General features: G+C 64.7%; 22 protein-coding genes. 12 read left to right on the plus strand and 10 right to left on the minus strand.

Annotation, left to right across the window (positions count from 1 at the left end; genetic code table 11):
* Positions 1-205: 205 nt before the first annotated feature.
* From ACWESM_RS02975 to ACWESM_RS02995, 5 genes are read left to right on the plus strand one after another with little or no spacing between them, the layout of a single operon-like run.
* Positions 206-2,782: a Z1 domain-containing protein gene (locus tag ACWESM_RS02975; protein ID WP_397275471.1), complete on the plus strand. Its 2,577-nt coding sequence runs from the start codon at positions 206-208 to the stop codon at positions 2,780-2,782.
* Positions 2,782-3,798, plus strand: a complete 1,017-nt coding sequence (locus ACWESM_RS02980) for a PD-(D/E)XK motif protein (RefSeq protein ID WP_452490862.1) — start codon at positions 2,782-2,784, stop codon at positions 3,796-3,798. Before ACWESM_RS02975 ends, ACWESM_RS02980 begins: the two co-directional genes overlap by 1 nt.
* A complete protein-coding gene (locus ACWESM_RS02985) occupies positions 3,795-5,789 on the plus strand; it encodes a hypothetical protein (RefSeq protein WP_452490864.1) in 1,995 nt (664 codons plus the stop codon). Before ACWESM_RS02980 ends, ACWESM_RS02985 begins: the two co-directional genes overlap by 4 nt.
* Complete coding sequence (locus ACWESM_RS02990; RefSeq protein ID WP_397275465.1) at positions 5,789-6,685, plus strand: hypothetical protein; 897 nt, start codon at positions 5,789-5,791, stop codon at positions 6,683-6,685. Before ACWESM_RS02985 ends, ACWESM_RS02990 begins: the two co-directional genes overlap by 1 nt.
* Entirely contained in the window at positions 6,682-7,512 is an 831-nt protein-coding gene (locus ACWESM_RS02995; protein WP_397275463.1) for a DUF6339 family protein, read from the plus strand. Before ACWESM_RS02990 ends, ACWESM_RS02995 begins: the two co-directional genes overlap by 4 nt.
* Positions 7,513-7,604: 92 nt before the next feature.
* Here ACWESM_RS02995 and ACWESM_RS03000 read toward each other — a convergent pair whose 3' ends face one another.
* The gene (locus ACWESM_RS03000) at positions 7,605-7,907 is read right to left on the minus strand and encodes a hypothetical protein (RefSeq protein WP_452490866.1); all 303 of its coding nucleotides are present in this window, start codon (positions 7,905-7,907) and stop codon (positions 7,605-7,607) included.
* Positions 7,908-8,213: 306 nt separating this feature from the next.
* On the minus strand, positions 8,214-8,702 hold the full coding sequence (locus ACWESM_RS03005; protein WP_397275459.1) for a DNA-directed RNA polymerase subunit beta: 489 nt from the start codon (positions 8,700-8,702) through the stop codon (positions 8,214-8,216).
* Positions 8,703-8,880: 178 nt separating this feature from the next.
* Between ACWESM_RS03005 and ACWESM_RS03010 the strand changes: the two genes are divergently transcribed.
* The 3 genes from ACWESM_RS03010 to ACWESM_RS03020 all read left to right on the plus strand — a co-directional run bounded on the left by ACWESM_RS03010 (position 8,881) and on the right by ACWESM_RS03020 (position 11,592).
* Positions 8,881-10,215 carry a helix-turn-helix domain-containing protein gene (locus tag ACWESM_RS03010; RefSeq protein ID WP_452490868.1) on the plus strand — a complete coding sequence of 445 codons (1,335 nt, stop codon included), beginning with the start codon at positions 8,881-8,883 and terminating at the stop codon, positions 10,213-10,215.
* Positions 10,212-10,832, plus strand: coding sequence for a GNAT family N-acetyltransferase (locus ACWESM_RS03015; RefSeq protein WP_397275455.1), 621 nt, complete (start codon positions 10,212-10,214; stop codon positions 10,830-10,832). Before ACWESM_RS03010 ends, ACWESM_RS03015 begins: the two co-directional genes overlap by 4 nt.
* A 526-nt stretch (positions 10,833-11,358) precedes the next feature.
* Positions 11,359-11,592 carry a hypothetical protein gene (locus tag ACWESM_RS03020; RefSeq protein WP_397275453.1) on the plus strand — a complete coding sequence of 78 codons (234 nt, stop codon included), beginning with the start codon at positions 11,359-11,361 and terminating at the stop codon, positions 11,590-11,592.
* Positions 11,593-11,689: 97 nt separating this feature from the next.
* Here the strand turns inward: ACWESM_RS03020 and ACWESM_RS03025 are convergent, their stop codons facing one another.
* A complete protein-coding gene (locus tag ACWESM_RS03025) occupies positions 11,690-12,040 on the minus strand; it encodes a DUF6463 family protein (RefSeq protein ID WP_452490869.1) in 351 nt (116 codons plus the stop codon).
* Between the two features lie 30 nt (positions 12,041-12,070).
* Between ACWESM_RS03025 and ACWESM_RS03030 the strand changes: the two genes are divergently transcribed.
* Positions 12,071-12,694, plus strand: a complete 624-nt coding sequence (locus tag ACWESM_RS03030; RefSeq protein ID WP_452490870.1) for a TetR/AcrR family transcriptional regulator — start codon at positions 12,071-12,073, stop codon at positions 12,692-12,694.
* A 122-nt stretch (positions 12,695-12,816) separates the two neighbouring features.
* Here ACWESM_RS03030 and ACWESM_RS03035 read toward each other — a convergent pair whose 3' ends face one another.
* The 4 genes from ACWESM_RS03035 to ACWESM_RS03050 all read right to left on the minus strand — a co-directional run bounded on the left by ACWESM_RS03035 (position 12,817) and on the right by ACWESM_RS03050 (position 16,924).
* Positions 12,817-14,232, minus strand: coding sequence for a vWA domain-containing protein (locus tag ACWESM_RS03035; protein WP_452490871.1), 1,416 nt, complete (start codon positions 14,230-14,232; stop codon positions 12,817-12,819).
* A gap of 75 nt (positions 14,233-14,307) precedes the next feature.
* A complete protein-coding gene (locus ACWESM_RS03040; RefSeq protein ID WP_452490872.1) occupies positions 14,308-15,192 on the minus strand; it encodes an AAA family ATPase in 885 nt (294 codons plus the stop codon).
* Between the two features lie 31 nt (positions 15,193-15,223).
* Positions 15,224-16,267, minus strand: a complete 1,044-nt coding sequence (locus tag ACWESM_RS03045) for an acyl-CoA thioesterase (protein ID WP_452490873.1) — start codon at positions 16,265-16,267, stop codon at positions 15,224-15,226.
* A gap of 192 nt (positions 16,268-16,459) precedes the next feature.
* On the minus strand, positions 16,460-16,924 hold the full coding sequence (locus ACWESM_RS03050) for a nitroreductase family deazaflavin-dependent oxidoreductase (RefSeq protein ID WP_452490874.1): 465 nt from the start codon (positions 16,922-16,924) through the stop codon (positions 16,460-16,462).
* Between the two features lie 97 nt (positions 16,925-17,021).
* Here ACWESM_RS03050 and ACWESM_RS03055 point away from each other — a divergent pair, with 97 nt between their 5' ends.
* Positions 17,022-17,636: a TetR/AcrR family transcriptional regulator gene (locus ACWESM_RS03055; protein WP_356961184.1), complete on the plus strand. Its 615-nt coding sequence runs from the start codon at positions 17,022-17,024 to the stop codon at positions 17,634-17,636.
* 249 nt (positions 17,637-17,885) lie between these two features.
* Positions 17,886-18,296 (plus strand): hypothetical protein, encoded by a 411-nt coding sequence (locus ACWESM_RS03060; protein WP_364429228.1) that lies wholly within the window; start codon positions 17,886-17,888, stop codon positions 18,294-18,296.
* Positions 18,297-18,368: 72 nt separating this feature from the next.
* Here the strand turns inward: ACWESM_RS03060 and ilvC are convergent, their stop codons facing one another.
* The 3 genes from ilvC to ACWESM_RS03075 form a co-directional block, all read right to left on the minus strand.
* Positions 18,369-19,370, minus strand: coding sequence for a ketol-acid reductoisomerase (ilvC, locus tag ACWESM_RS03065; protein WP_174372187.1), 1,002 nt, complete (start codon positions 19,368-19,370; stop codon positions 18,369-18,371).
* Between the two features lie 226 nt (positions 19,371-19,596).
* Positions 19,597-20,100, minus strand: a complete 504-nt coding sequence (gene ilvN, locus ACWESM_RS03070) for an acetolactate synthase small subunit (RefSeq protein WP_039799659.1) — start codon at positions 20,098-20,100, stop codon at positions 19,597-19,599.
* Positions 20,097-22,031: an acetolactate synthase large subunit gene (locus tag ACWESM_RS03075; protein ID WP_364429231.1), complete on the minus strand. Its 1,935-nt coding sequence runs from the start codon at positions 22,029-22,031 to the stop codon at positions 20,097-20,099. The genes ilvN and ACWESM_RS03075 overlap by 4 nt, the downstream gene beginning before the upstream one ends.
* Before the next feature lie 426 nt (positions 22,032-22,457).
* On the opposite strand from ACWESM_RS03075, the gene ACWESM_RS03080 reads away from it, so the two are divergent.
* Positions 22,458-22,967, plus strand: a complete 510-nt coding sequence (locus tag ACWESM_RS03080; RefSeq protein ID WP_355080632.1) for a PH domain-containing protein — start codon at positions 22,458-22,460, stop codon at positions 22,965-22,967.

The following is a 22,967-nucleotide window of genomic DNA, read 5'->3' on the forward strand; positions in this document are numbered from 1 at the left end:
TTGCGCACACTCCTCTGCGCCGATCCAGTCCAGTCTGACGACTGCTGTAGCAAATCCGCGCCAAGAACCGATACGTGACATCAGCGGGGTAACACTTCGTCCACTTACCCGGAGATCATCGGATCGAGCCGATACAGTTACCCGCAACGCGGGGGAGCCAAACCTCCCATCGTTGACGTAGGGGAAGCACTCAGTGGGAGATGCGGTGAGCGATGTAATCGATGAGCAAGACGAGCTGTTCGATGTGTTCAGGTTGTTGCTCGACACTTACACGCCGGCCGAGGCGATCAAGAAGCTCCGTTTGTTCTCCACGCCCGATGAAGTCATCAAGCGGATCGTGGACCGTCACGAGCAGGAAGTCGTGCGCATCAAGGAGATGCGAGAGCCACACTCTGTCGTGATCGACAATTATGAAACCTGGTATGCCGGGCCTCATCCCGATGACAAGCTGTGGCCGTCGATCACCGCCGGCCTAGCCAAGGACGGCTGGCCCAAGACATCGATCGAGAGCCTGGACGGGGCCTCAACGCGGGTTGTCTCACTTCTACAGCATCCGAGACAGAGTTCCTTCTCGACGCGTGGCTTGGTCGTCGGTTACGTGCAGTCCGGCAAGACCACCAACTTCACTGCGGTGATGGCCAAGGCGGCCGATCGCGGCTACAAGCTGTTCATCGTGCTCGCAGGAATCCACAACGGCCTTCGCAGACAGACCCAAGCCCGGTTGGTCCAGCAGCTCGTGGAGCCGAACCCGACGCTCTGGTCCCAGATTACCGACCTGGATCATGACTTCCGACCGACCGCCAACCCCGCCAGCTTCTTCGGCAAGTCGAACAAGACGCACGTGCTGTGTGTCGTCAAGAAGAACGCCACTGTACTGCGCAAACTGGTGAAGTGGCTGGGCAATGCTTCTGAGTACTTGGCGGATTGCCCGGCGCTGATCATCGATGACGAGGCCGATCAGGCCACCGTCGCGACAAAGTCGATCAATCCGTTGATTCGACAGATCCTCAACACCTTGCCGAAGTCTGCCTATGTTGGCTACACAGCCTCACCGTTCGCGAACCTGCTGATCAACCCTGCCGCTGAGGATCTGTATCCCGAACACTTCATCGTGAATCTCCCTCAACCGCACGGTCATTTCGGAACGGAAGTGTTGTTCGGCAGGTACGCGCTGGATGGTGAAGATCCCAACGACGTCGATGACGGTTACGACATGATCCGCACTGTCCCCAACGACGATGTCGAACTAGTCCGACCGAAGACTAGGGCGGATGCTGAGGGCTTCTATCCGACCGTTACTGACACCCTGCGCCATGCAGTGCTTTACTTCTGGCTCACAACCGCGGCCCGTCGGGTACGCGGTGGTGGAAATCCCCATTGCACCATGCTGATTCATACCAGCGTCCGAACGGCGGTCCACAACAGCTTCCGGGATCCACTGCTTTCCTTAAGAGCCAAGGTCGGACGCACCCTCAACGATCCGGCGCTCCGGAGTGAGTTACGTACGCTCTGGGATGAGGAAACGTCTCGCGTGCCCGCTGCGGAGTTCGGAGAAGCGGTTGTTTCGTTCGATGAGCTCGCGGCAGAGCTGCCGGGCGTACTCCGTGATTGCCGCGTCGTGATGGACAACTCGGAGAGCACTGACCGCCTCGACTACGAAAACGGGCCTGTGGTCGCGATAGCGGTGGGCGGCAACACGCTGTCGCGAGGTCTGACGCTCGAGGGTCTGTCCGTCAGTTACTTCGTACGCTCAGTCTCCACATATGACACATTGCTGCAGATGGGTCGCTGGTTCGGCTATCGCAAGGGATATGCGGACCTGCCACGCATCTGGATGACCAAGGAACTCGAGGACTGGTTCCGCCACCTTGCCACGGTCGAAACGGAGATGCGCCGCGACATCGACGTCTACATGACAGAGGGCAAGACGCCGATGAACTTTGCGGTACGCCTCCGGACGCATCCTGCACTGCGCGTGACCGCAGCCGCGAAAATGAAGGACGCGGTATCGGCGTCGTCGTCCTATGGCGGACAACGCGTTCAAACGCGGTACTTCCGTCTGGAATCAGGATGGTTGCTACAGAATCAATCAGCAGCACGCAAGGTGGTGAGTGAGGCAGCGCTGATCGGTGGCGTGGAAGGAAGCTCAGCGGACGGTCGCTATCTCATCCGAAATGTGTCCAGTGACGTCGTCCTCGAGTTCCTCCGTGACTATCAGTTCCATGAGCGGTCGCAGGAGTGCGACGCGAAGCTCATGGCAGGATACATCGAGAAGCGCATCCGGAACGCGGGGACCTTGCGACGTTGGAACATCGCAGTAGTCGGGAAACCAACCGACCACGTCTCGGAGCGGTTCGACTTCGCCCCCGGGATCAGCGTCGGACGGATCGTTCGGTCTCAATTCGCGCTTGGGCCGGACTATTCCGACATCAAGACGCTGATGAGCCGTCGTGACGCAGGCCTCGATCTAGAGGGCATCACGACCAGCACCACCGAAGAAGAAATCAAGAAGGCGCGCAAGGCGCAGCAGCCCGACGCCGGATTGCTGGTGCTGTATCCAATCGACAAGGTGTCGAGCCCGGAGCCCAAGCCGGACTCACCTAAAAATATGCGTCAACCGCTCGACGCACCAGAGCACGTCATCGGCGTTGGTTTGGTGTTCCCGACACCGACGAACGACGACAGCACCGTTGCCTGGGAGGCCAACTACATATCGGCAGACCTCTCCGGCGTCGAAACCGAGGAGGAGGACTTCAGCGCCCTCGAAGCCGAGGACATCTGATGTCCTCAGAGATCAGAGACGTGCTGGATGATCACTGGCGTCGCCTCGCACATCGTCCACCGTCGATGTCGTCGGTCGTCGCCGTTTCCGAACTACCCGTACCGACACCGATCGGGTCGCTGGCAGCCGCACTCGACAGCACGGGCAACCGGCATCTCCTCATGCCAATCGGAGCACATCAGAACGTGCGCAAAGGGCTCAACGGACCGGTCCTGATGTTGCACAAGCGGACCCTCGATGACGACCGGACGCGACACGACTATGCCGACCTTGCCTGTCTTCGTCAGGATCTCAGCGACATCTTCACAACGCTTTGCGCCGATGTACTCATCGCCACAGAGGCAGCACCCGAGAATCCGCTGAAGGTTCTCAACCGGGTACTCGATCGGTGGAAGGCACTGTTCCAGAATCCCGGTCCTCCGTTGGGCTCGGAGAAACTCGCCGGACTGTTCGGCGAGCTGATCGTGCTGGCGCGCCTTCTCGAACATGACAGCAGTGCGCACCTCTTGTGGCGAGGGCCGTCAGGCCATCGTCATGATTTCGCGACCGACGCGGGTGCTCTCGAGGTCAAGACCTCGACAAGTCCCAACGGTCGCCAGATTCGGATCCACGGTCTAGATCAATTGGAGCCTCCTGCCAACGGCGCATTGGGTCTGGTTTGGCTTCGGCTGGAACCGGTAGTGCGCGACGGAATCGGTTTTCTCGATCTGGTCGATCGAGTGCTCGGACTTTCCGATGACGAGACGGCCGTTCTCAACCAACTGGCATCGATCGGCTACCGAAAAGCCGACGACGACCACTACCGCCACGCCCGGTACCAGGTGGGCGAACAGCGCTGGTACAACGTGGATATCGCGTTTCCGAGACTGACCACCATCGACCTCGCAGCGGCCGCGATCTCCTCGAACGTTCGCGATGTCGACTACACGATCGACCTTTCGGGCGACACGCCCGGCCCGATGGAGGACAGCCAAGTGGAACGACACATCCGGGTCATGATCGAGGAGCATGTGTGACGCCGCCTGCCTGGGTTTCACAACCTTTTCCGCCGGAGGGTGCCAGTGCCGCGGAAGGTATCAGGAATCAACTCGGCAAGCCCGAGCTCGATCATCTGACCATCCTGGTCCGCGAGTCGGCGCAGAACAGCTGGGATGCTCGTCGCAGTGAAGGCATTTCGGTGGACTATCGCATCGATCTGCAGACCGTTAGCGCCGCCGATGCACCGGCCTGGAGAGATAATCTGCTGCGTCAGGCGCCTGCTAGGCAGGTGCTTCCACTACGCGACTCATTGCAGCAGCCCACTATCCGGGTGTTGACGATCTCGGATCGGGGAACCCGCGGACTTGGCGGACCGACGCGCGCCGATGCGGTTACCGAGCAGGGGCGTGACTTCGTTGCCTTCCTCCGAAATATCGGTGAACCACGCGACCAGAAATTGGGTGGCGGCACGTACGGTTTCGGTAAGGGCATCCTGTATCTCGTCTCGAAATCAGGCACCATCCTCGTCCACACCAGGTGCCAGTACGAGGGACGCTATGAGACTCGACTGATGGGCGCCGCTCTGTGGAAGAGCTATGACGCGAAAGAGTCCAACCGTGAACGCCGTTACACCGGCAGGCACTGGTGGGGAGACACGTCCGAGGACGTGATCGAGCCGCTCATCGGCGCCGAAGCCGACGCGATGGCGCGAAGGCTCGGACTGCGGACGTTCGGCCCCACCGAGACCGGAACGACGATCATCATCCTCGATCCCGATCTCGACGGCAGGGAACCAGCGAACGTAGCCCGGTACCTTGCGGAGACGATCACGTGTCACTTGTGGCCGAAGATGATGTCCGACCGTGACGGCATTGTTCCGATGCGGTTCTCGGTGACCTGCGACGGTATCGATTACAAGGTGCCGGAACCGGCCTCAATGAAGTCCCTGCGCTTGTTCGTCACCGCCTATCGCAAAATGGTCGGCAGTGAGGCGCAAGAGTTGCACTGCCGCAGGCCGAAGAAGCTGCTCGGGCGGTTTGCCCTGCATCAGTCGATGGCGCAACGCTTCGATCCCACGGACGCCGAGCGGATGGCAGGCTTCGAGAACGGAATGGTGCACCACGTCTGCCTGATGCGCCCGGCCGAACTAGTGGTGACTTATTGGCCCGGCCCCAAGCCTGCAAGCGAGTACTCCGCGTATGCAGGTGTGTTTCGCGCCGATCCCGCGATGGACGAGGCTTATGCATCGGCCGAGCCGCCGACTCACGACAACTGGAACTATCAGTCGCTGGACCACCCTGACTATTCATTCGTCAAGACGACCTTCGTACGCATCAGGGAAGTAATCGATCGGGTTCTCGGCCCGCGTGGCAGTGGTGGGGTCGAGGTCGCCCGAGTGTCCCTGGGCGCTGCCAGCGAACGCCTTTCGCCTTTGGTGGGTGGTGCGTGGGGAATCGGAGCGGCCACTGACTATGGCAAACCAGGCGACACCGCACCACCCGCTCGACCGATATCTACTCGTCGCCCGAGTGGTCGACGGCAAGATGTCGATGAGACTGAAGTCGTGGAGATTCCGGACCCAGCGAGCATCGGAGGACGCGAGCCCACCGACTCGAATGGAACTGCCGGAGACGGAAAGTCGTCCGAATCCGACGTCTTCGCCGAGCCCGCAAAGATGGTCAAGCAACGGCGGCGACGCCCGAAAATCGAATACGTCGGTGATCCGGAACCAGAGGAACTGTGGGGCAATGCCGTAGTGGTGCAGCGTTTCCGCCTGCCGGTCGGCATTCCGCAACGAGTCACCGTCGATTTGGCCGTTGCATTGAACAGCGATGGCGGTCTCGAGATGGACCCTCCCGCTGGTGCGGAAATGCCGGGCCTCGTCGGTTGGCAGGACCCACACGGGGAGCTCCACCAAGTGCCGTCGTATGTCATCGAAGGCGGCGACGGTCAGATCTGGAAAGCTGTCGTGAAGCCTGCCACCGACACGATGACCGACATCATGCTCTACGCAGAGGCGGTCGGCTGATGGTCCATCGCGTTCTTCCCTATAAAAAGCCGTCGCCTGCCGTCGTCCAGGCAGGTCAGTGGTTGCTGTCGGTCGACGGCGACGAACTGCCACTGCCAGAGTCGTACCCGCATTGGGACTACCAGACGACACTCCGCATACGCCGCATCGTCAAGGTCGATCTGCACCGCGCCCTTGCAGAATCGACGCTGGCCCCCGGCACCGAACTCGCGCTCGCTGCGATCTGGACATCGACCGGATCGAAACTCAGGGGAACAGTGATGCGCACAGTGGTTCCCGAGAATGGCGACGTCGAGTTGCAAGCCGACCTGCCGGGGGCCGACCTGGGCGGCGTCGTCCTGTTGGATACCGCCCTGGTCCTTGCCCGGCGCCGACATGGCGGTGACCGGCCGGTGGCACCCCGCCGCGGCGGTTCGGTTCTATGGAGTGATCGTAGCCAGATCCGCCTCCAGGGCGACGCTCCTCAATTCCCTATCGCCATAGTTGACTTCGACAGAACCGACTATCCGAGTGACGCTGCGTGGCACTTGGAGATCGGCACGAACCTCGACGCGGCAACGATGGGCTCCCTTCTCCTTCTTGTCAACGAAAAGAAGACCGTCATCACAGAAGCCCTCCAACGCGCGGGCAACCCCCGTCTGGAGGACAAGATCGCCCTCTCCGCGCTCTATGCCGACGTGGCCCGCACCATGGTGGACCATGCCTTGCGCCTGAGCGAGTTCGATGACGAATCCCACCACATTGATGAGACCCTGGGTGCCACGCTGCAGGAACTGTTCGGCCGACTCTTCCCAGGCCGGTCGATCACGGATGTCCGGCTGGCGGCACAGGAGTCCCCGAACTTGTTCGCCTCCGAACTGCAGGCGGCTGTGAAGATTTTCGAGGGCGTCGCATGACACTTCTGTATCCTCGGCTGCTCCGGTACCGCGCAAAACCGCTTGCAGCCCAATACAAAGAGCTCACCCCGCTCGACCTGCACGACCGCTGGGCGGTCGCCGACGAATCGGCGGTGTTCGTTGCGACCGGTGGTACCCGGGTCGACGACGAGAAGCTGCGCTTCCTTCGCGACATCGTCATCGACCTCGCCAAGGAGTCCGGCTTCCCGGAACCACCTGACGCGCGCCAGAAGGTTGCATTCGATCTCAGCCTCGCCGTCGCGTTGCACAAGGAAATGCGAATCACGCCTGCGGAAGCTGCTGCAGGCGACGTGTGGGCCTTTCTGGCATTGATCGTCCTTCCCGACGTCGCTCACTGGCGCTACCCGAAGCCACCGGTCGATCGAGTCCTCGGTTCTGATCTCACTCGTCACGTGTTCGGCCGGATGTGGTGGCGCGCACACCTGGTGTATTCCCCCGCTGATCCCGATCCGTATTCGGCGCTGCATGTTCTCGGCGAAGCCGCATTCGATCAAATCTATGCGCGGCGCGCGGCCTTGGGCGGCAGTCCGCACCTGATCAAGTCGATCCTGAGAGTATGGCGACGTATGGACCTGAAAGGGCTGACGGAGAGGGACATACTTCGAGATTTCCTGAAGCGGCTGCTCCGGCTGGCTCCATTCGTCGTCTTCGAAGCATTGGACGAGCCAGCACTCGACGAGGAACTTGCCGAGATCGCGAAGGAAACGGTTGTCGGGGTGTTATCGGCGGGCGGGCGTGTGTCGGCCGAAGAAGCAGCAGTCCGCGCAGCTCGCGTATTCGGTGACTCAGGCTCGCCTTCTTCGTAGTACAACAACCTCTCGCCGGTACGACTACTCATCGCCCGAGCCCTCGGGACTCTGCGTGGCATGCTTCACGACCGATTTTCTGCGGCACCCGACTATGGCGGGGTCTGGAGGTCGAGTAGCGCCGGTATCAGCAGATCCAACGGCGATAACTCGTCGGCAATCCCGGCACCTTCGAGGACCGGATCGAGGAGTGGTGCGGCGTATAGCCTTCCTGCGTCGGGGCCCGCCACCCTGCGCGCACTGACGAACAATTCGTAAAGAACCACCGCGAAGAGGCGTAAACGGTCGGCATCGCTGAGTCTGCGACCAGCAGCCGTCGCGGTGGCGTTACCGAGCGCGGTCAAGACGTCCGTGAGCACGTCGATTTCTGCTTCCGCCCGGGTGTCGTAGTTCATGACCCAGACCGCTGGCCATCGGTAACGCGGAGTTCCGTCGAGAAATTCTCGAGCTTTTCGCACTGGGATGGACCGCGATCGTCGACCACCCGCATGCCGATCCATGGGCACCGACCGTGAGCTACACCGACCGGCGAAGTGTGCGGCGCGATCCGTCCTGCGACGAGCGGCACCATAAGGTCACAGCAGGTCTTCGACGGGCAACGTACTGCCAGGAGTTCACCGGTCGCGTAGTGGAACTTCGTCACGCCACAATGCGTGGCGGTCATCCACGGTTCGCATTCCGGACTACATCCGTGCGCGGTGTCAGGCATCTGCCACCAGTCCCTTCCGGTTCTTCGCGTGTTGCGCGGCACATTCCCGAATCGCGTCGACCACGTCACGGCCGGACGGGCGAAACGCGTCGCGCGGCGGTTCAACCCACGCGCGAAACAGGCCTGGGCGCCGGCCCGGACCAGGCAAAGCGATGACCCCTCCACCTCGGATGATGGACACCTGCAAGCGCACCATCTCTGCGTACAACCCGATTTCATTCGTCAGATCCGCATCCACCAGGAATGTCCAACGGTGCGAGCGCGGATGGGTCAGAATCGGCCCGACTTGGCCGTGGCACTGCATCCGTGCCTTCACCTCTGAACCGATGAAGGCCGGCATCATCAAGCCGCACACGCCTCCGGTGCGTATCACGATCCGCCCCGTATGCGCCGGGTCTACCTCAGCGGGTAGATCGCAGGTGTTTCGGTAGTAGTAACACACCGTCAACGCCGTGTCCTTGATGTCGTTCCGCGAACTCATTCGAGTGTCCCTCCGCCTGGTTCAACGTGGCATGCACCCGCCGCCGGGGAGCATTTTCAACCCGGCGGCGGGGCTGTTTCCAGCTTCGCCAGGCCAGGCATGCGATCCCAGTCACAGGACTCGCACAGAAGTAATACGCTTGCGCCAGCATGCTTTGCAGGGGCAACAGGGGGTGAGCATGATCGTCAGCAAGTGGACAAAGGTGGAGGTCAAAGCGCTTCGCTTGGCGGCCCTGCGGATGACGCAGGAGCAGTTCGCCGAGAAGATGGGCTTCACGACGGCGACAATTCGGAAGTGGGAGCGCGCAACCCACGCGAAGCCGGTGCGGAATGAGTCGGCTGAAGCGTTGGACACCGAGCTTGCTCGTCTCACTGATGAGCAGCGTGCCCGTTTCCGCGCCGAGATCAACTCCGTACACGAGGCCACGGTGCCCCTGGTTCACCAGCGCTTCGTCGGCATAGCGAGCGATAGCCTGGTCAGGGATGGTCGCGATAGCGCGCCGGAAGTCGAGGACATTGTGAAGCGACGTGAATTCGGGATGCTACTAGGTGCCGCCTACTTCGCGGCAGGTGGTGATCGAGCTCCAGCTCGAATCGGGATCGGCGACGCGCAAAGGCTCGACGCGCTTGCGGCCGAGTTCGGGCGGCGCGAGCAAGTCATTGGTGGTGCGGCCCTTGTGAGCGACGCCGTTCAAGGACTCGAGGCAGCTAAGCGCCTCTTGGACACCTGTGCGTTCTCCGAACAGGCGGGCCGCGCATTCATGAGTGCCGCAGGAGAGCTTGCGACGATCGCGGGTTGGCTGGCCTACGACGCCGATAGGTATCCGCTCGCCCGCAGCTGCTACGCCGACGCGTTCGCGCTGGCCAGCCAAGCCGGTGACGACCAACTGACCGTGCATGTCTGCCTCAACGCCGCGCAGATGGCGCTGTCGCGGCAGCGCACAGGCGAAGCGAATCCGCACCGTGCCCTGACTCTCGCAGGCCGCGCTCGGGCGCTCACACGCGGTCACGCACCGGGGCGAGTCCATGTCCTGATCGCGACACGCGAAGCGCAAGCGTACGGAGTCCTCGGCGACCGCACCGCGTTCGGAAAGGCCATGGCCATCGCTTGGCGGGAGCTTGATTTCGCGCTCGACCATGAGTCCCGTGAGGACTGCCCACCATGGTTGCGGTTCGTCAATGCCACCGAGATCAGAAGCCATGAAGCCCGCGGTTTCAGCCACTTGGGCGATCACGCGAAATCGGCAGACCTTTGTTCCGGGTTGGTTGTGGACAAGTCCAGTGCGCGTAACTCTGCGAACTATCGAGCAGGTTCCGCGGCGGCGCTGGCTGATCTGGGTGAGATCGGCGCTGCTATCGAAGAGGGCATGTCGGTTCTCGCCGACTTGGAGAACTCTGTGTCCTCCACCCGCACGCTGCGCCTGCTCGAACCAGTGCGGGTCGCGGCTGAAGGCCGGGACGAGGAATTTTCGACACGATTCGACGAGCTGGCGGAAAGGGCGATTACCGTATGACCTCCGAAGATTCCGCATTGTCTGACCTGAACTTTCAGCGCTACACCGCCGCGCAGGCACGCGAACTACGCGACGAGGTCGAAACCATCTTCCGAGACTCCTACGTTGACGCGATCGAGTCCGGTGAGGAGTTCGAATCTCCCGAAGCGTTCATGCACCGTTTCGACGCCTACACCGACCCCGCCCGCGCCGGTGCCTTCGAGCTGGTGATCGCCCGCCTCGACGGCGAACCCTGCGGCCAGGCATGGGGTTGGCCGCTCACTGCCAAGACCGCGTGGTGGGACGGACTGAAACTTGACGAGGGCGACCAAGCGTCCTTCACCGCCGAGAACGGCTCTCGCACATTCGCATTCAGCGAGATCATGGTGCGCAAGCAGTTTACGGGGAAGGGTATTGCGCGTGCCCTGCACGACGAACTACTCGAGGGTCGGCCGGAACAGCGCGCGACGCTGCTTGTCCGACCGGATAACCGCCGGGCGTATGACAACTATCGCCGCTGGGGGTGGCACCGCGTCGGCACACTGCGCCCGGATTGGCCCGATGCGCCGCGATTCGATGTTCTGATGCGCGATCTTCAACAGGCTCACGTGGACCAGCTGGGTACTGCTGCACACTGAGGAAAGAGCTGCGGCTGAGTCACGACGGCAACAGCTTCGCGATGAACTCCGTCAACTGCTTCTGCATAGGAGTGATTCCGGGCCAGCGCGGGGTAAAAACATTCTGGCAATTGGCATTTCACGAACCGCGGATCAACCGTTCGCACGCTTGCACATTGCTAACATCGGGCGGTCCGGGCAGTGGGGCGTATGAATCGGAGGGGAATGTATGAGCGGCGCATCGGGCTGCGATCGTGGGCAGAAGCGGGTCATGGCGTCGCGCCGTGTCTCGTACACATTGCCTGCCCTGGTGGCTACGGCGCTTATGTCGAGTGGGTGTGGGGCTGGTGGTACCGCTGCTCCCCGCCCGATCGTCACCACGGTCTACACCACCTCGAAGACCCCGGCTCGCACGACTCCGCCAACGACCACTACTACCCTGCCACCACCGACGACCACTCCTCGGATCATCCCGACTACGCCGGCCACCGACACCGCGCAGCCGATTCACGTCGGAATCTGTGTCGACCAGGCAACGGACACCCGGGTGATCGATGACCTGTGCGACAGCACCGAAAGCCGCTACGCCACCTTCTGGTACCGGCACACCGACGACCTGGTGTACCCGGCGGTCGGCGCCGCGGTGGCCTTGGCCGCTGGGACCTTCCTACGCCCAAGCGGAACCGTAGTTCACGATCGAGGCGTTCCGACCAGTGGCGGAACGATCCAGCGCGGCGTGCTCGGCCAGGGCCGCCCTGACATCGGCGGCGTCGGCTCGTAGTCCACTTGATAGCCGGTCGCAACTGCGATCTCGGTCAGGCTCGTGACGGCGCGAGACCGAGTCACGTCCGGTGAGATGTGGCCGAGCGGGGTCCGGTTCACCCTGCCGGGATCGCGGCGATGCGGCGACGGCGCACCCACCCACGGACGCCGATGGCCAGCGGTACCAGGACGGTGAGAAACCCTGACACCGGCTCGAATACGAGGCCGAACGCGGTGAGCACGGCGATCGCGGTGAGGATCGGCGCTGGTACGTAGCCGCGGGTTCGTTCCGTCTCGATCACGGCGATGCCGAAGCCGACGGCGGCGACTCCGAACGCGGTGAACCAGAAGGCGAGTTCGGTCTCCTCGCGACCGGTCGCCCAGATGACGCCGCCGAGCGCGGTATGTGCCGATCCGATGAATGTGAGCAGACTGCCCGTGATCGGGAACGCAGTTTTTGAATCCATATTCCGAAACCTTGCCTTAGGCTGTCCCCCATGGCAAGACCCCGGCGCTTCACCGATGAGCAGATCCTCGACGCCGCACGCGACTTGCTGGCCGATCCGGCGACGACCAGGCCGACCATCGCCGCGATCAGTGCCGCTTCCGGCGTCCACACCGGATCGATCTACGTGCGCTTCGCTTCCCGCGAAGAGTTGCTCGCACGACTGTGGCTGCGCTCGATCCAGCGCTTCCATATCGGATTCGTCGCCGCGCTGTCGGGAGCCGACCCACTGCTCGCCGCCGCGATGCACCTGCCGCGATATTGCCGCGAGCATCCCACCGAAGCTCGTGCGATGAAGATGTTCCGGCGCGAGGAACTGCTCGAAGTGGGCTCTGCCGAGTTGCGTGCGGATATCGCAGGAGTCAACGACCGGATGAACGACGCACTGCGTGCCGCCGTCGCGGCGGAATGCGGCGAGGCCGACGAGCATCACATGGCGATCGCGGTGGCTGCGGTCAAGGCGATTCCCTACGGGCTCGTCCGCGAGTACATCGCGAACGCGGTGGCCATTCCGGACTGGGTCGACGACGTCACCGCCACCGCGACAGCCGCCGTTATACACAAGTTGCGCCGGACTGGTGTTCGAGTAGGCGGCCGCAGCGCTGGTGGTAGTTGAGCAGGGCTTGGTGTTGTCGGCGGCGCGCCAGCCGACCGAGCCCAGATGTGGTCAGCGGGACGGAGCGGTGGCAGTACCAGCCAGCTGAGCAGGCCAGATAAGACACCGTCGCAGACGCCGACTCACGCTGGTAACAAACGCGCGATGACCTCGGTCAACTGCTTGACGTTTCGGCACTCGTGCATCGTGACGTTCGCCGCGTACACGTGGGCGGCGGAATCCCCCGTCGACCACGACCGCGACGGCTCCGGATTCAGCCAGTAGGTGTGCTTCGCCCGGTCGGCAATGGTCTGCACCGCAGCGAGATTCGGGTCCGTGCGGTTCGTGCGGCCGTCACCGAGGATGAGGACGGACGTACGCGGACCGAGGGCCTCGGCGTAGTTGTCGAGAAACCCTTGGAAGGCCTCGCCGTAGTTCGAACTGCCGAAGCGGGCGACCTTGGTGGAGCGGATGATTCGGGCGGCGGTGCCGGGGGTCGGGGGTTCGCCGGGGGTGAAGAAGTGCGTGATCTCGTCGCAGGTGTCGACGAAGCCGAAGCTGCGGACCTTGCTGAACTGGTCTTGCAGGGCCTGGATCAGCTGAAGGGTGAATTCGGCGAAGCCGGTGACCGAGCCGGAGATGTCGGCGAGGACGACCAGGTCGGGGCGGCCGTGTTTGCGGGCGCGCAGGACCGGGTCGATGGGGACGCCTCCGGTGGCCATGGAGCGGCGCAGGGTGCGGCGTAGGTCGATCTGGCCGCGGACGGCTTTGCGGCGGCGGACGGCGAGGCGTGTGGCGAGTTTGCGGGCCAAAGGGTGGACCAGGCGACGCATTTCGGCGAGGTCCTGTTCGCGGGCGCCGAGGAAATCGATCTGGTCGGTGCTGGATTCGACGCCGCGGCGGGCGATGTATTCGGTGCCGCGCAGCTGTGCGGAGCGCAGGCGGGCCTCGGCTTGGACGGCGGTGCGGAAAGCGGCGAGGCGGCGGTTGGCCTCGATGGTGTGGACGGTGGTGTCGAGCTGGGAGGAGCCGTTCATGCCCGCCACGACGCGATCGATGAGTTCGTCCGGGCGTAGGGCTTTCATGGTCAGGTAAGAGGACCAGCCCGCGCCGGATGCGGTGGTGATCGGCGCGGTGGACTGCCCGGCGCCCGCGCCGCCGTAGCCGCCGAGTTCGGTCAGCGCCTGGCGGGCCAGTTCGGCGACCGACTCCGAATCGTCCTGTGCCAGTGTGGCAACGAGACGATCTCGCAGCGCTTCGATGGATTCGGGCGTCGACGGATCGACGGACTGTGGCTGTTGGGCGGTAAGGAAATACAGGTCGAAGAGTTGATCGAACACGGCGCGTTGACCATTGCGGCGCAGCAGGCAGGCGGCCATGCCGGAGCGCAAGCGATTGCGATCATCGATTCCGAGGGCGATCATCGCCTCAGCCGCGTCGATGGTTTCACTCGGCCCCGCGTTGATGCCGTGATCCCGCAGCAGCCCGACGAATTCAACGAGCCGATCGGTCATCGATCCGGTACCCATCTCACCGGCGCGGCTTTCAGCGATGCTCATAACGCCCCAGCCCCGCACTGGGCGCGATGACCGGCCTTGGCCGATAGGCGGTCAGCGGTCGGATGGAACCCCACCTCACCGCCCACCTTGCTCGGCATCCAGATCGAGTCCGAGCCGCTCGATCGCCACGCGGTGGTCGGATTGATATTTCAACAGCACACCGAGCGTCGAGCGGACGACACCACCGGATAGATTGCGCGCACCCAGAGCGACCAGCGTCTTCGCCCAATCGACGGTTTCGGCGATCGACGGCGCTTTGCGCAACGAGAGCTGGCGCAACGCACCGACCACGCGGACCACCGGCTCTCCCAGCGCCTCGTCCAGCTTTGGAACCTTCATCCGCACGATCGCCCGCTCCAATTCCGCCGTCGGGTAATCGATGTGCAGGTACAGGCAGCGCCGCTCGAGCGCTTCGGACAGCTCGCGGTTGGCATTGGAGGTCACGAACACGAACGGCTTGCGCACCGCGGTGACGGTGCCGAGTTCGGGGATGCTCACCTGGTAGTCGCCGAGCACCTCGAGCAGCAGGCCTTCCAACTCCACATCGGCTTTGTCGAGTTCATCGATGAGCAGCACCGTGGAGCGCTGGTTACGGATGGCGGCCAGTAGCGGGCGCGCGAGGAGGAACTCTTCGGTGAAGACGTGGTCGCGGGTGCTGTCCCAGCCTTCGTCGTCCGAGGCGGTGATGCGCAGCAGCTGCTTGGCGTGGTTCCACTCGTAGAGGGCGCGGGCCTCGTCGATGCCTTCGTAACACTGCAGCCGCACCAGGTCGGACGTGGTCGCCGCGGCGACGGCCTTGGCCAGCTCGGTCTTGCCGACGCCCGCCGGGCCCTCGATCAGCAGGGGCTTGCCGAGGTGGCCCGCGAGGAACACGGCGGTGGCGATATCGAGGGACGGGAGGTACCCGGCCTCGGTGAGACGCCCGGTCACCTCGTCCACCGACGCGAAGAACTTACTCATCGGTAACTAGTCTAGACCGGGCGCTTGGGCCTCAGCTCGGCGCAGGTATGCGGAAATGGCTCGGCTCGGCGTCCGACGGCACGGCGCTCGCCACAGTGAACGGCTCGACCAGCGAGCGCAGTTCGATGAGGTGCCTGGCGTGCGCGTCCAGCGCGCGATCCTCCTCGGAGACCGGCTCCCACTGCGGCACCGGCCGTGCTTTGCCCTCGCCGTCAAGCGCGACGACCACGGCGAGACCGTGCGCGGCGAGCGCGGGCTCGTCGGAGTGGGCGTCGGTGGAGGTCACGTGCACGCTGAGGTGCATGCTGCGCGGGCCGGTGTGGATCAGCCGCGCGGTGACCTCGACGACATGGCCGATGACGATCGGCCGGTAGAAGCGGATGCCGCCGAAGTACGAAGTGATGACGCGCTGCCCGGCCCAGTCCGCACCGCAGACGTAGGCCGCCTCGTCGATCCACCGCATCGTGCGGCCGCCGTGCACCTTGCCGCCCCAATTGATGTCCGACGGCGCGGCCAGGAACCGCAGCGTGGCGCTCGGCGCGGTGCCCGCCGACGTGTACCGCTGCGCGGCCATCGCCTCCTCGATCAGCTTGCGCACCGAGACCCGGGCTCGCGCCTGGCGGTGCCGCTGCAATTCCAGCAGCGTGGCGGGATTCCATTGCGGCACTTCCACGGTGCGCCGGTCGTCGTCCACGGCGACGAAGATCGTCAGGCATTGCGCCGACTGCACCGGCTGCACCCGGGTGGGATCGGTCGAATAGACGGTGACCAGGATGTGCATGCTGGTGCGCCCGGTGTGGACCAGATTCGCATGCAATTCGACCAGCTCACCGATCGCGATCGGCCGGTCGAGATGGATATTGCCGACGTAGGCGGTGACGCAGTAGCGACCGCTCCACTGGGCCGCCGCCGCGTAGGCGACCTTGTCGATCCATTCCAGGAGTTTGCCGCCGTCGACCGATCCGACGATGCCCGCGTCGTCGGGCTTCACGAGAAATCGGTGGATCGCCTCGGGTCGGCGGCCGGCCGAGGTCGGGACGGTCACGGTGCGGTCGAGCTTTGTCGAGTGGGCCACGGTGCGGAATCCGTTCGGACAGGGAATCTCCGGGTGTACATTTCTCCGACCTCGTTGTCCGGAAGAACCATAGGCCCCAGCCGCCGTACGAGCGAGTAACCAGACGGTCGCTACAACGGATGCCTTACCGCGCGGCGGCGGGAGAGCGATCCGGACGGCGCGAAACGGACCCGGGCGACGACCCGGCCCGCCTCAGACCGGGCTCAGACGAACGATCACATACCCGTTCGCCATGGCTCGCCGCAGATCGTCGCGATCGACCGTCCCGTCCGGCTCCAGCTCGATACCCGCGTAGCGCCCGTGGATCGGATTCGCCGACACCACCACCGGAGCGAGCTTGGCGAGCCGGGCCTCGTCGGCGATCACTTCGGCTCTGGCACGAATCTCACTGCCGCGCAGCCGGACACGCACGGCTTCACCGTCGCGGAGATTGCGCCGCCACCCGGCCGTCGTGCCGACGAGCAGCGCTCCGTCATGGTCGGCATATCCGACCGGATTGGTGTACTCGCGCCCCGATTTCCTCCCGAGCACCGTGACCAGCAGCAACCTGCCGCTGAGCACCCGATGCAGCGGAGACCGGAGCAACGACCTTACGACCGCGTCCCCGGTGCGCTGGAATCGCGATGGGGGCCGCCGCACCGAAGCCTGGCTGGACATATCGGTCACCTCCGAGATATTTACTGAGTATCTACTCAGAAAATACGACCGCGTCGGGCATACTGCAAGGGGTGACGAACGAAAGATCGGAGGATTCGTGACGGCATCCGGCCGGGTCGAAGGCCGCCGCCGTGGGCGTCCCTCGACGGGCGTGCGCGACGCGGTGATCGCCGCCGCGGAGCGAATCCTCGCCGAGGAGGGTGTGGCGCGGCTGTCCACGAAAGGGGTCGCCGACCGCGCCGGTGTCGCCGAGTCGAGCATCTTCTATCACTTCCGCGACCGGACCGGGCTGTTGCAGGCGGTGGTCCAACGGCATCTGCGACCGGTCAAGGACGTCCTCGGCGACATCGACGCGCACCGAGACCTGCGCGCCGATCTCGTCGCCTTGATGGAAGCGCTGGAAGATTTCTTCGTCGCCACGATCCCCGTTGCCGCCGCGATCCAATCCGACGCCGAACTGCGCGCGCGGTACCTCGACCGCGCCCAGGAGACGGACATCGGTCCGCACCGCGCGGTGGATGCGATGCAAGCGCGGCTCGCGGCCGCGCAGCCCTCCGCCTCGAGCGCCGTAAATCTGCGCGCCGCAGCGCTGCTGCTGGTGGGCGCGGCGCATCAGCGCGCGCTGCAACGCCACCTGAGCCCAGCGAGCGCGTTCACGTCACTGCCGTCGCCTGCGGACATAGTGGACACGGTGCTGCCGCTGTTCGGTTGATCCAGGGTGCGGCGATAGGGGAACTCCCTAATACCGCGGTTCGATTTGCCCCGCAGGGGAGAGAACACCCGTGACCTTCGGCGGCGAGTGCGCAAGAGTGTAGCTATGCAGTCGCTGTGCCGTCGGTAAGCGCGACCGCGAAGCAGTGACCGTAGATCCAAGATCTGTCTGCGGGGGTGGGCCGTGGGCGGACCCCGCAAACGGGGGATGGCGGGCGGAGACGCTCGCCGCAGACTGAAAGGATTTACGTTGTTCTCGTCAATCAGCGCACGCCGTATCTTTCGCGTGGCCGTCGCCGGTGCGATCGCCGCGATTCCGTTGACCGCGCTGGCGATGCCCGCCTCCGCCACCCCGAGCACACCCGGGGTCACTCCGGCTTACAACCAGTGCGCCTTCGGCCCGTTCCAGGACTGGAGTTGCAACAACAACGTCTTGGTCGACAAACCGCACTACGGCGCACCACCTTATGGCCGCGGTCCTGGCTGGGGCCAGGGTGGTGGCTGGGGCGGCGGAGGCTGGAACCAGGGCTGGGGCGACGGAGGCTGGAACCAAGGCTGGGGCGGAGGCTGGAATCAGGGCTGGGGCCAGGGCGGGGGCTGGGGCCAAGGCGGCGGCTGGGGTCAGGGTTTCCCGGGCACAGGCTCGTTCGGCAGCAGTTAGAAACTCCGCGAAAGACGCCGGTGGCCCGCTCCGGAACTCCGGAGCGGGCCACCGCGCGAATCGGCCTGGCTATCAGGCGGTCTCGGTGATCGGGCGATCGACCCAGCTCATCAGGCCGCGCAGCTTGGCGCCGGTGACCTCGATCGGGTGCTCGGCGTTCTTCTTGCGCAGCGCCTCGAGCTCCTTGTTGCCGCCCTCGACGTTGGCGACCAGACGCTTGACGAAGCTGCCGTCCTGGATGTCCTTGAGGATGTCCTGCATGCGCTTCTTGGTGTCGGCGTCGATGACCCGCGGGCCCGACAGGTAGCCACCGAACTCGGCGGTGTCGGAGACCGAGTAGTTCATCCGCGCGATGCCGCCCTCGTACATCAGGTCGACGATCAGCTTCAGCTCGTGCAGCACCTCGAAGTAGGCCATCTCCGGCGCGTAACCGGCCTCGACCATGACCTCGAAACCGGTCTTCACCAGTTCCTCGGTGCCGCCGCACAGCACGGCCTGCTCACCGAACAGGTCGGTCTCGGTCTCTTCCTTGAAGGTGGTCTTGATGACGCCCGCGCGGGTGCCGCCGATGCCCTTGGCGTAGGACAGCGCCAGCGCCTGGCCCTCGCCCTTCGGGTCCTGGTCGATCGCGATCAGCGCGGGAACGCCCTTGCCGTCGACGAACTGACGACGCACCAGGTGGCCCGGGCCCTTCGGGGCGACCATGCCGATGGTGACGTTGGCGGGCGGCTTGATCAGGCCGAAGTGGATGTTGAGGCCGTGGCCGAAGAACAGCGCGTCGCCGTCCTTCAGGTTCGGCTCGATGTCGTTGGTGAAGATCGACGCCTGCGCGGTGTCGGGCGCGAGCACCATGATGACGTCCGCCCACTCCGAGACCTCGGCGGGCGTGCCGACGGTCAGGCCCGCCTCCTCGGCCTTCGGACGCGACTTCGAACCCTCGGCCAGACCGACGCGGACCTCGACGCCCGAGTCGCGCAGGCTCAGCGAGTGCGCGTGACCCTGGCTGCCGTAGCCGATGACAGCGACCTTGCGGCCCTGGATGATCGACAGGTCGGCATCGTCGTCGTAGAACATCTCGACTGCCACTGTGGTTCCTTCCGGGATCATCCCCGCGCGAGGCGGGGCACACCGGCTTGCGCCGGTGCGGATTTACGTTGTTCTGGATCGGATCACCCCCGCAGCCGCGGGAGGGGATCATTCCCGCGTGAGCGGGGAGGCGGCACGCCAACCGTCGATCGCAGAAAGACTAGCGTGTGGCCGCCGCTGTGCGGTCGGCCCCATCGGTATGCCGCTCGTCAGCTCATCGGGTGGCGGTGATGGACTTCGGTCCACGCCCCACCGCGACGACACCGGACTGCACGATCTCCCGGATGCCGTACGGTTCGAGCATCCGCAGCAGCGCGTCGAGCTTGGACCGGGTTCCGGTCGCCTCGACGGTGAGCGCGTCCGGCGACACGTCGATGACCTTCGCGCGGAACAGCCCCACGGCCTCGATCACCTGGGTCCGCACGCTGGCGTCGGCGCGCACCTTCACCAGGATCAGTTCGCGGGCCACCGAGCTGTCGGAATCCTGCTCCACGATCTTGATGACGTTCACCAGCTTGTTGAGCTGCTTGGTGACCTGCTCCAGCGGCAGGTCTTCGACGGTGACGACGATGGTCATGCGCGAGATCTCGGGGAGCTCGGTGCCACCGACCGCCAGCGACTCGATGTTGAAGCCGCGGCGGGAGAACAGCGCCGCGACCCGTGCCAGCACGCCCGGTTTGTCCTCGACGAGAACGCTGAGGGTATGCGTGGTACTCATCCGTTGTTCACCTTGTTCTGTTCGTGCGACATCGCCGTGTGGATGACCGCGGGCTCGGAGGCCTGCTCGTCGTCGTCGAACAGCGGGCGGATGCCGCGAGCGGCCATGATCTCGTCGTTGCTGGTGCCCGCGGCGACCATCGGCCACACCTGGGCGTCCTTGCCGACGATGAAGTCGATCACCACGGGACGGTCGTTGATGGACTGCGCCTCGCGGATCGCGGCCTCCACGTCCTCCTCGCGCTCCACCCGGATGCCGTGGCAGCCGAGGGCTTCGGCGAGCTTCACGAAGTCGGGGATGCGCAGGGTGTGCGTGCCCAGGTCGGTGTTGGAGTAACGCTCCTGGTAGAACAGCGTCTGCCACTGGCGCACCATGCCGAGGTTGCCGTTGTTGATCAGCGCGACCTTGATCGGGACGCCCTCGACGGCGCAGGTGGCCAGCTCCTGGTTGGTCATCTGGAAGCAGCCGTCACCGTCGACCGCCCACACCTCTTTGTCCGGCGCGCCCATCTTGGCGCCCATGGCCGCCGGGACGGCGTAGCCCATGGTGCCCAGGCCACCGGAGTTCAGCCAGGTGCGCGGCTTCTCGTACTTGATGAACTGGGCGGCCCACATCTGGTGCTGGCCGACGCCCGCGCAGTAGATCGCGTCGGGTCCGGCCAGGCGGCCGAGCGCCTCGATGACGAACTCCGGCGACAGCGAACCGTCCGCGGGCGGGGTCCAGCCCAGCGGGTAGGCGTCGCGCACGCCGTCGAGGTAGGTCCACCAGTCGGTCAGCGCCAGCGGCAGCGCGTCGCCCGCCGAAGGGTCGGCCTTCAGTGTCTCGATGAGCTCGACGATCACCTCGCGGCAGTCGCCCACGATCGGGACGTCGGCGTGGCGGTTCTTGCCGATCTCGGCCGGGTCGATGTCGGCGTGGATGACCTTGGCGCCGGGCGCGAAGGAGTCCAGCTGACCGGTGACGCGGTCGTCGAACCGCGCGCCCAGGGTGATCAGCAGATCCGACCGCTGCAACGCGGCGACCGCGCCCACGGTGCCGTGCATGCCGGGCATGCCCATGTTCAGGCGGTGGCTGTCGGGGAACGCGCCGCGCGCCATCAGCGTGGTGACCACGGGGATGCCGGTGAGCTCGGCCAGTTGCAGCAGCTCGGCCGAGGCGTCGGCCTTGATCACGCCGCCGCCGACGTAGAGCACGGGAGCCTTGGCTTCCATGATCATCCGCGCGGCCTCGCGCACCTGCTTGCCGTGCGGCTTGGTGACCGGACGGTAGCCGGGCAGCCGCATCTCCGGCGGCCAGGTGAAGGTGGTCTGCGCCTGCAGCACGTCCTTCGGGATGTCGACCAGCACGGCGCCGGGACGGCCCGAGGCGGCGAGGTAGAACGCTTCCGCGATGATGCGCGGGATGTCGACGCCCTCGGTGATCAGGAAGTTGTGCTTGGTGATCGGCATGGTGATGCCGGAGATATCGGCTTCCTGGAACGCGTCGGTGCCGATCAGGCCGCGGCCGACCTGGCCGGTGATGGCGACGATCGGGACGGAGTCCATCTGCGCGTCGGCGATCGGGGTGACCAGGTTGGTCGCGCCGGGGCCGGATGTGGCCATACACACACCGACCTTGCCGGTCGCCTGGGCGTAACCGGTGGCGGCGTGGCCCGCGCCCTGCTCGTGGCGGACGAGCACATGACGCACCTTGGTGGAATCGAAAAGCGGGTCGTAGACGGGAAGGATCGCGCCGCCCGGAATGCCGAATACGGTGTCGACGCCGAGCTCCTCGAGCGACCGGATGACCGACTGCGCGCCGGTGACCCGCTCGGGCGGGAGCTGGCGGCGGTTGGCCGCGGACGTCGCGTTGGCAGCGGGCGTGGCCTGCTGATTCGCCGAAGGCGCTGGCCTACGGGCCGAAGGCCCGGGCCGTGCGGTAGGTGCGCTCACCGTCTTCGTTCCTTACTGGTTGTGGTTCCGACCCCGGATGTTGTGTCAGCGGTGTCTTGCGCTTCGCCATGCCGGACATTAGTCCGAACATAAAAAAGCCCCCGACAGCGCAGGGCTGATCGAGGGTGGCGCGTCGCAACGCGAGCTGACGTATTCGACTCAGTGTGTCAGGCTCAACGCTGGACGCGCCGGCCGATTACGAGCAACTCGTTTCGATTCACGCGCACGACGTTAAGCGGGTGTGAACCGAAGAGTCAAACAGATGACCCCGTGTGTCCCATTATGTGGGAGAGTGCGGTTGCTTGTGTCCGTTCATCAGGATGCGAGGATGGTGGTGTGTCATCACCGCATCAGTCCGTGCCACCGTCTGAATCGTCCCACACACCCGCGGGGACGACGGATACGGGTGGCGCCTCGGACGCCCATGTGATCCGCATCCCACGGCTGGCGTTCCTGGGCGTATTCATCCTGCTGATGTGCGTGTTCTTCCCCTTCGTCGGCTGGCCCGCCGGACTGTGGTGGCTGCTGCTGATCCCCGTCGCGGTGCTGGCTTGGGTGCTGCGGACGCAGACCGGCGTCTCGGACGCGGGGCTGGATTTGCGGACGCTGTTCGGCTCCCGCCACCTCGACTGGGCACAGGTGAAGGGTGTGCGAATCCCGAAGCGTGGATACGTGCGCGCCGACCTGACCGACGGCAGCGAAGTGAAGTTGCCCGCGGTGAGTTATGACCGGCTGCGCGATCTGGCCGCTTTCTCCGGCGGACGGATTCCGGACCCGTTCGCGGAGCCGAGGGAACCCGCGACGGGAGAGTCCCCCGCCGAACCCTCGGACGCGAGTAGCGGGACCTCGAATACCGAGGGCGATCCGGCGACCAATGGCTTGGCGAAGTCCGGCGAGAACGCCGAAGAAGGCACGCGACGCGACAGCGCGACGTAG

It is taken from the genome of Nocardia sp. NPDC003999 (assembly GCF_053604885.1).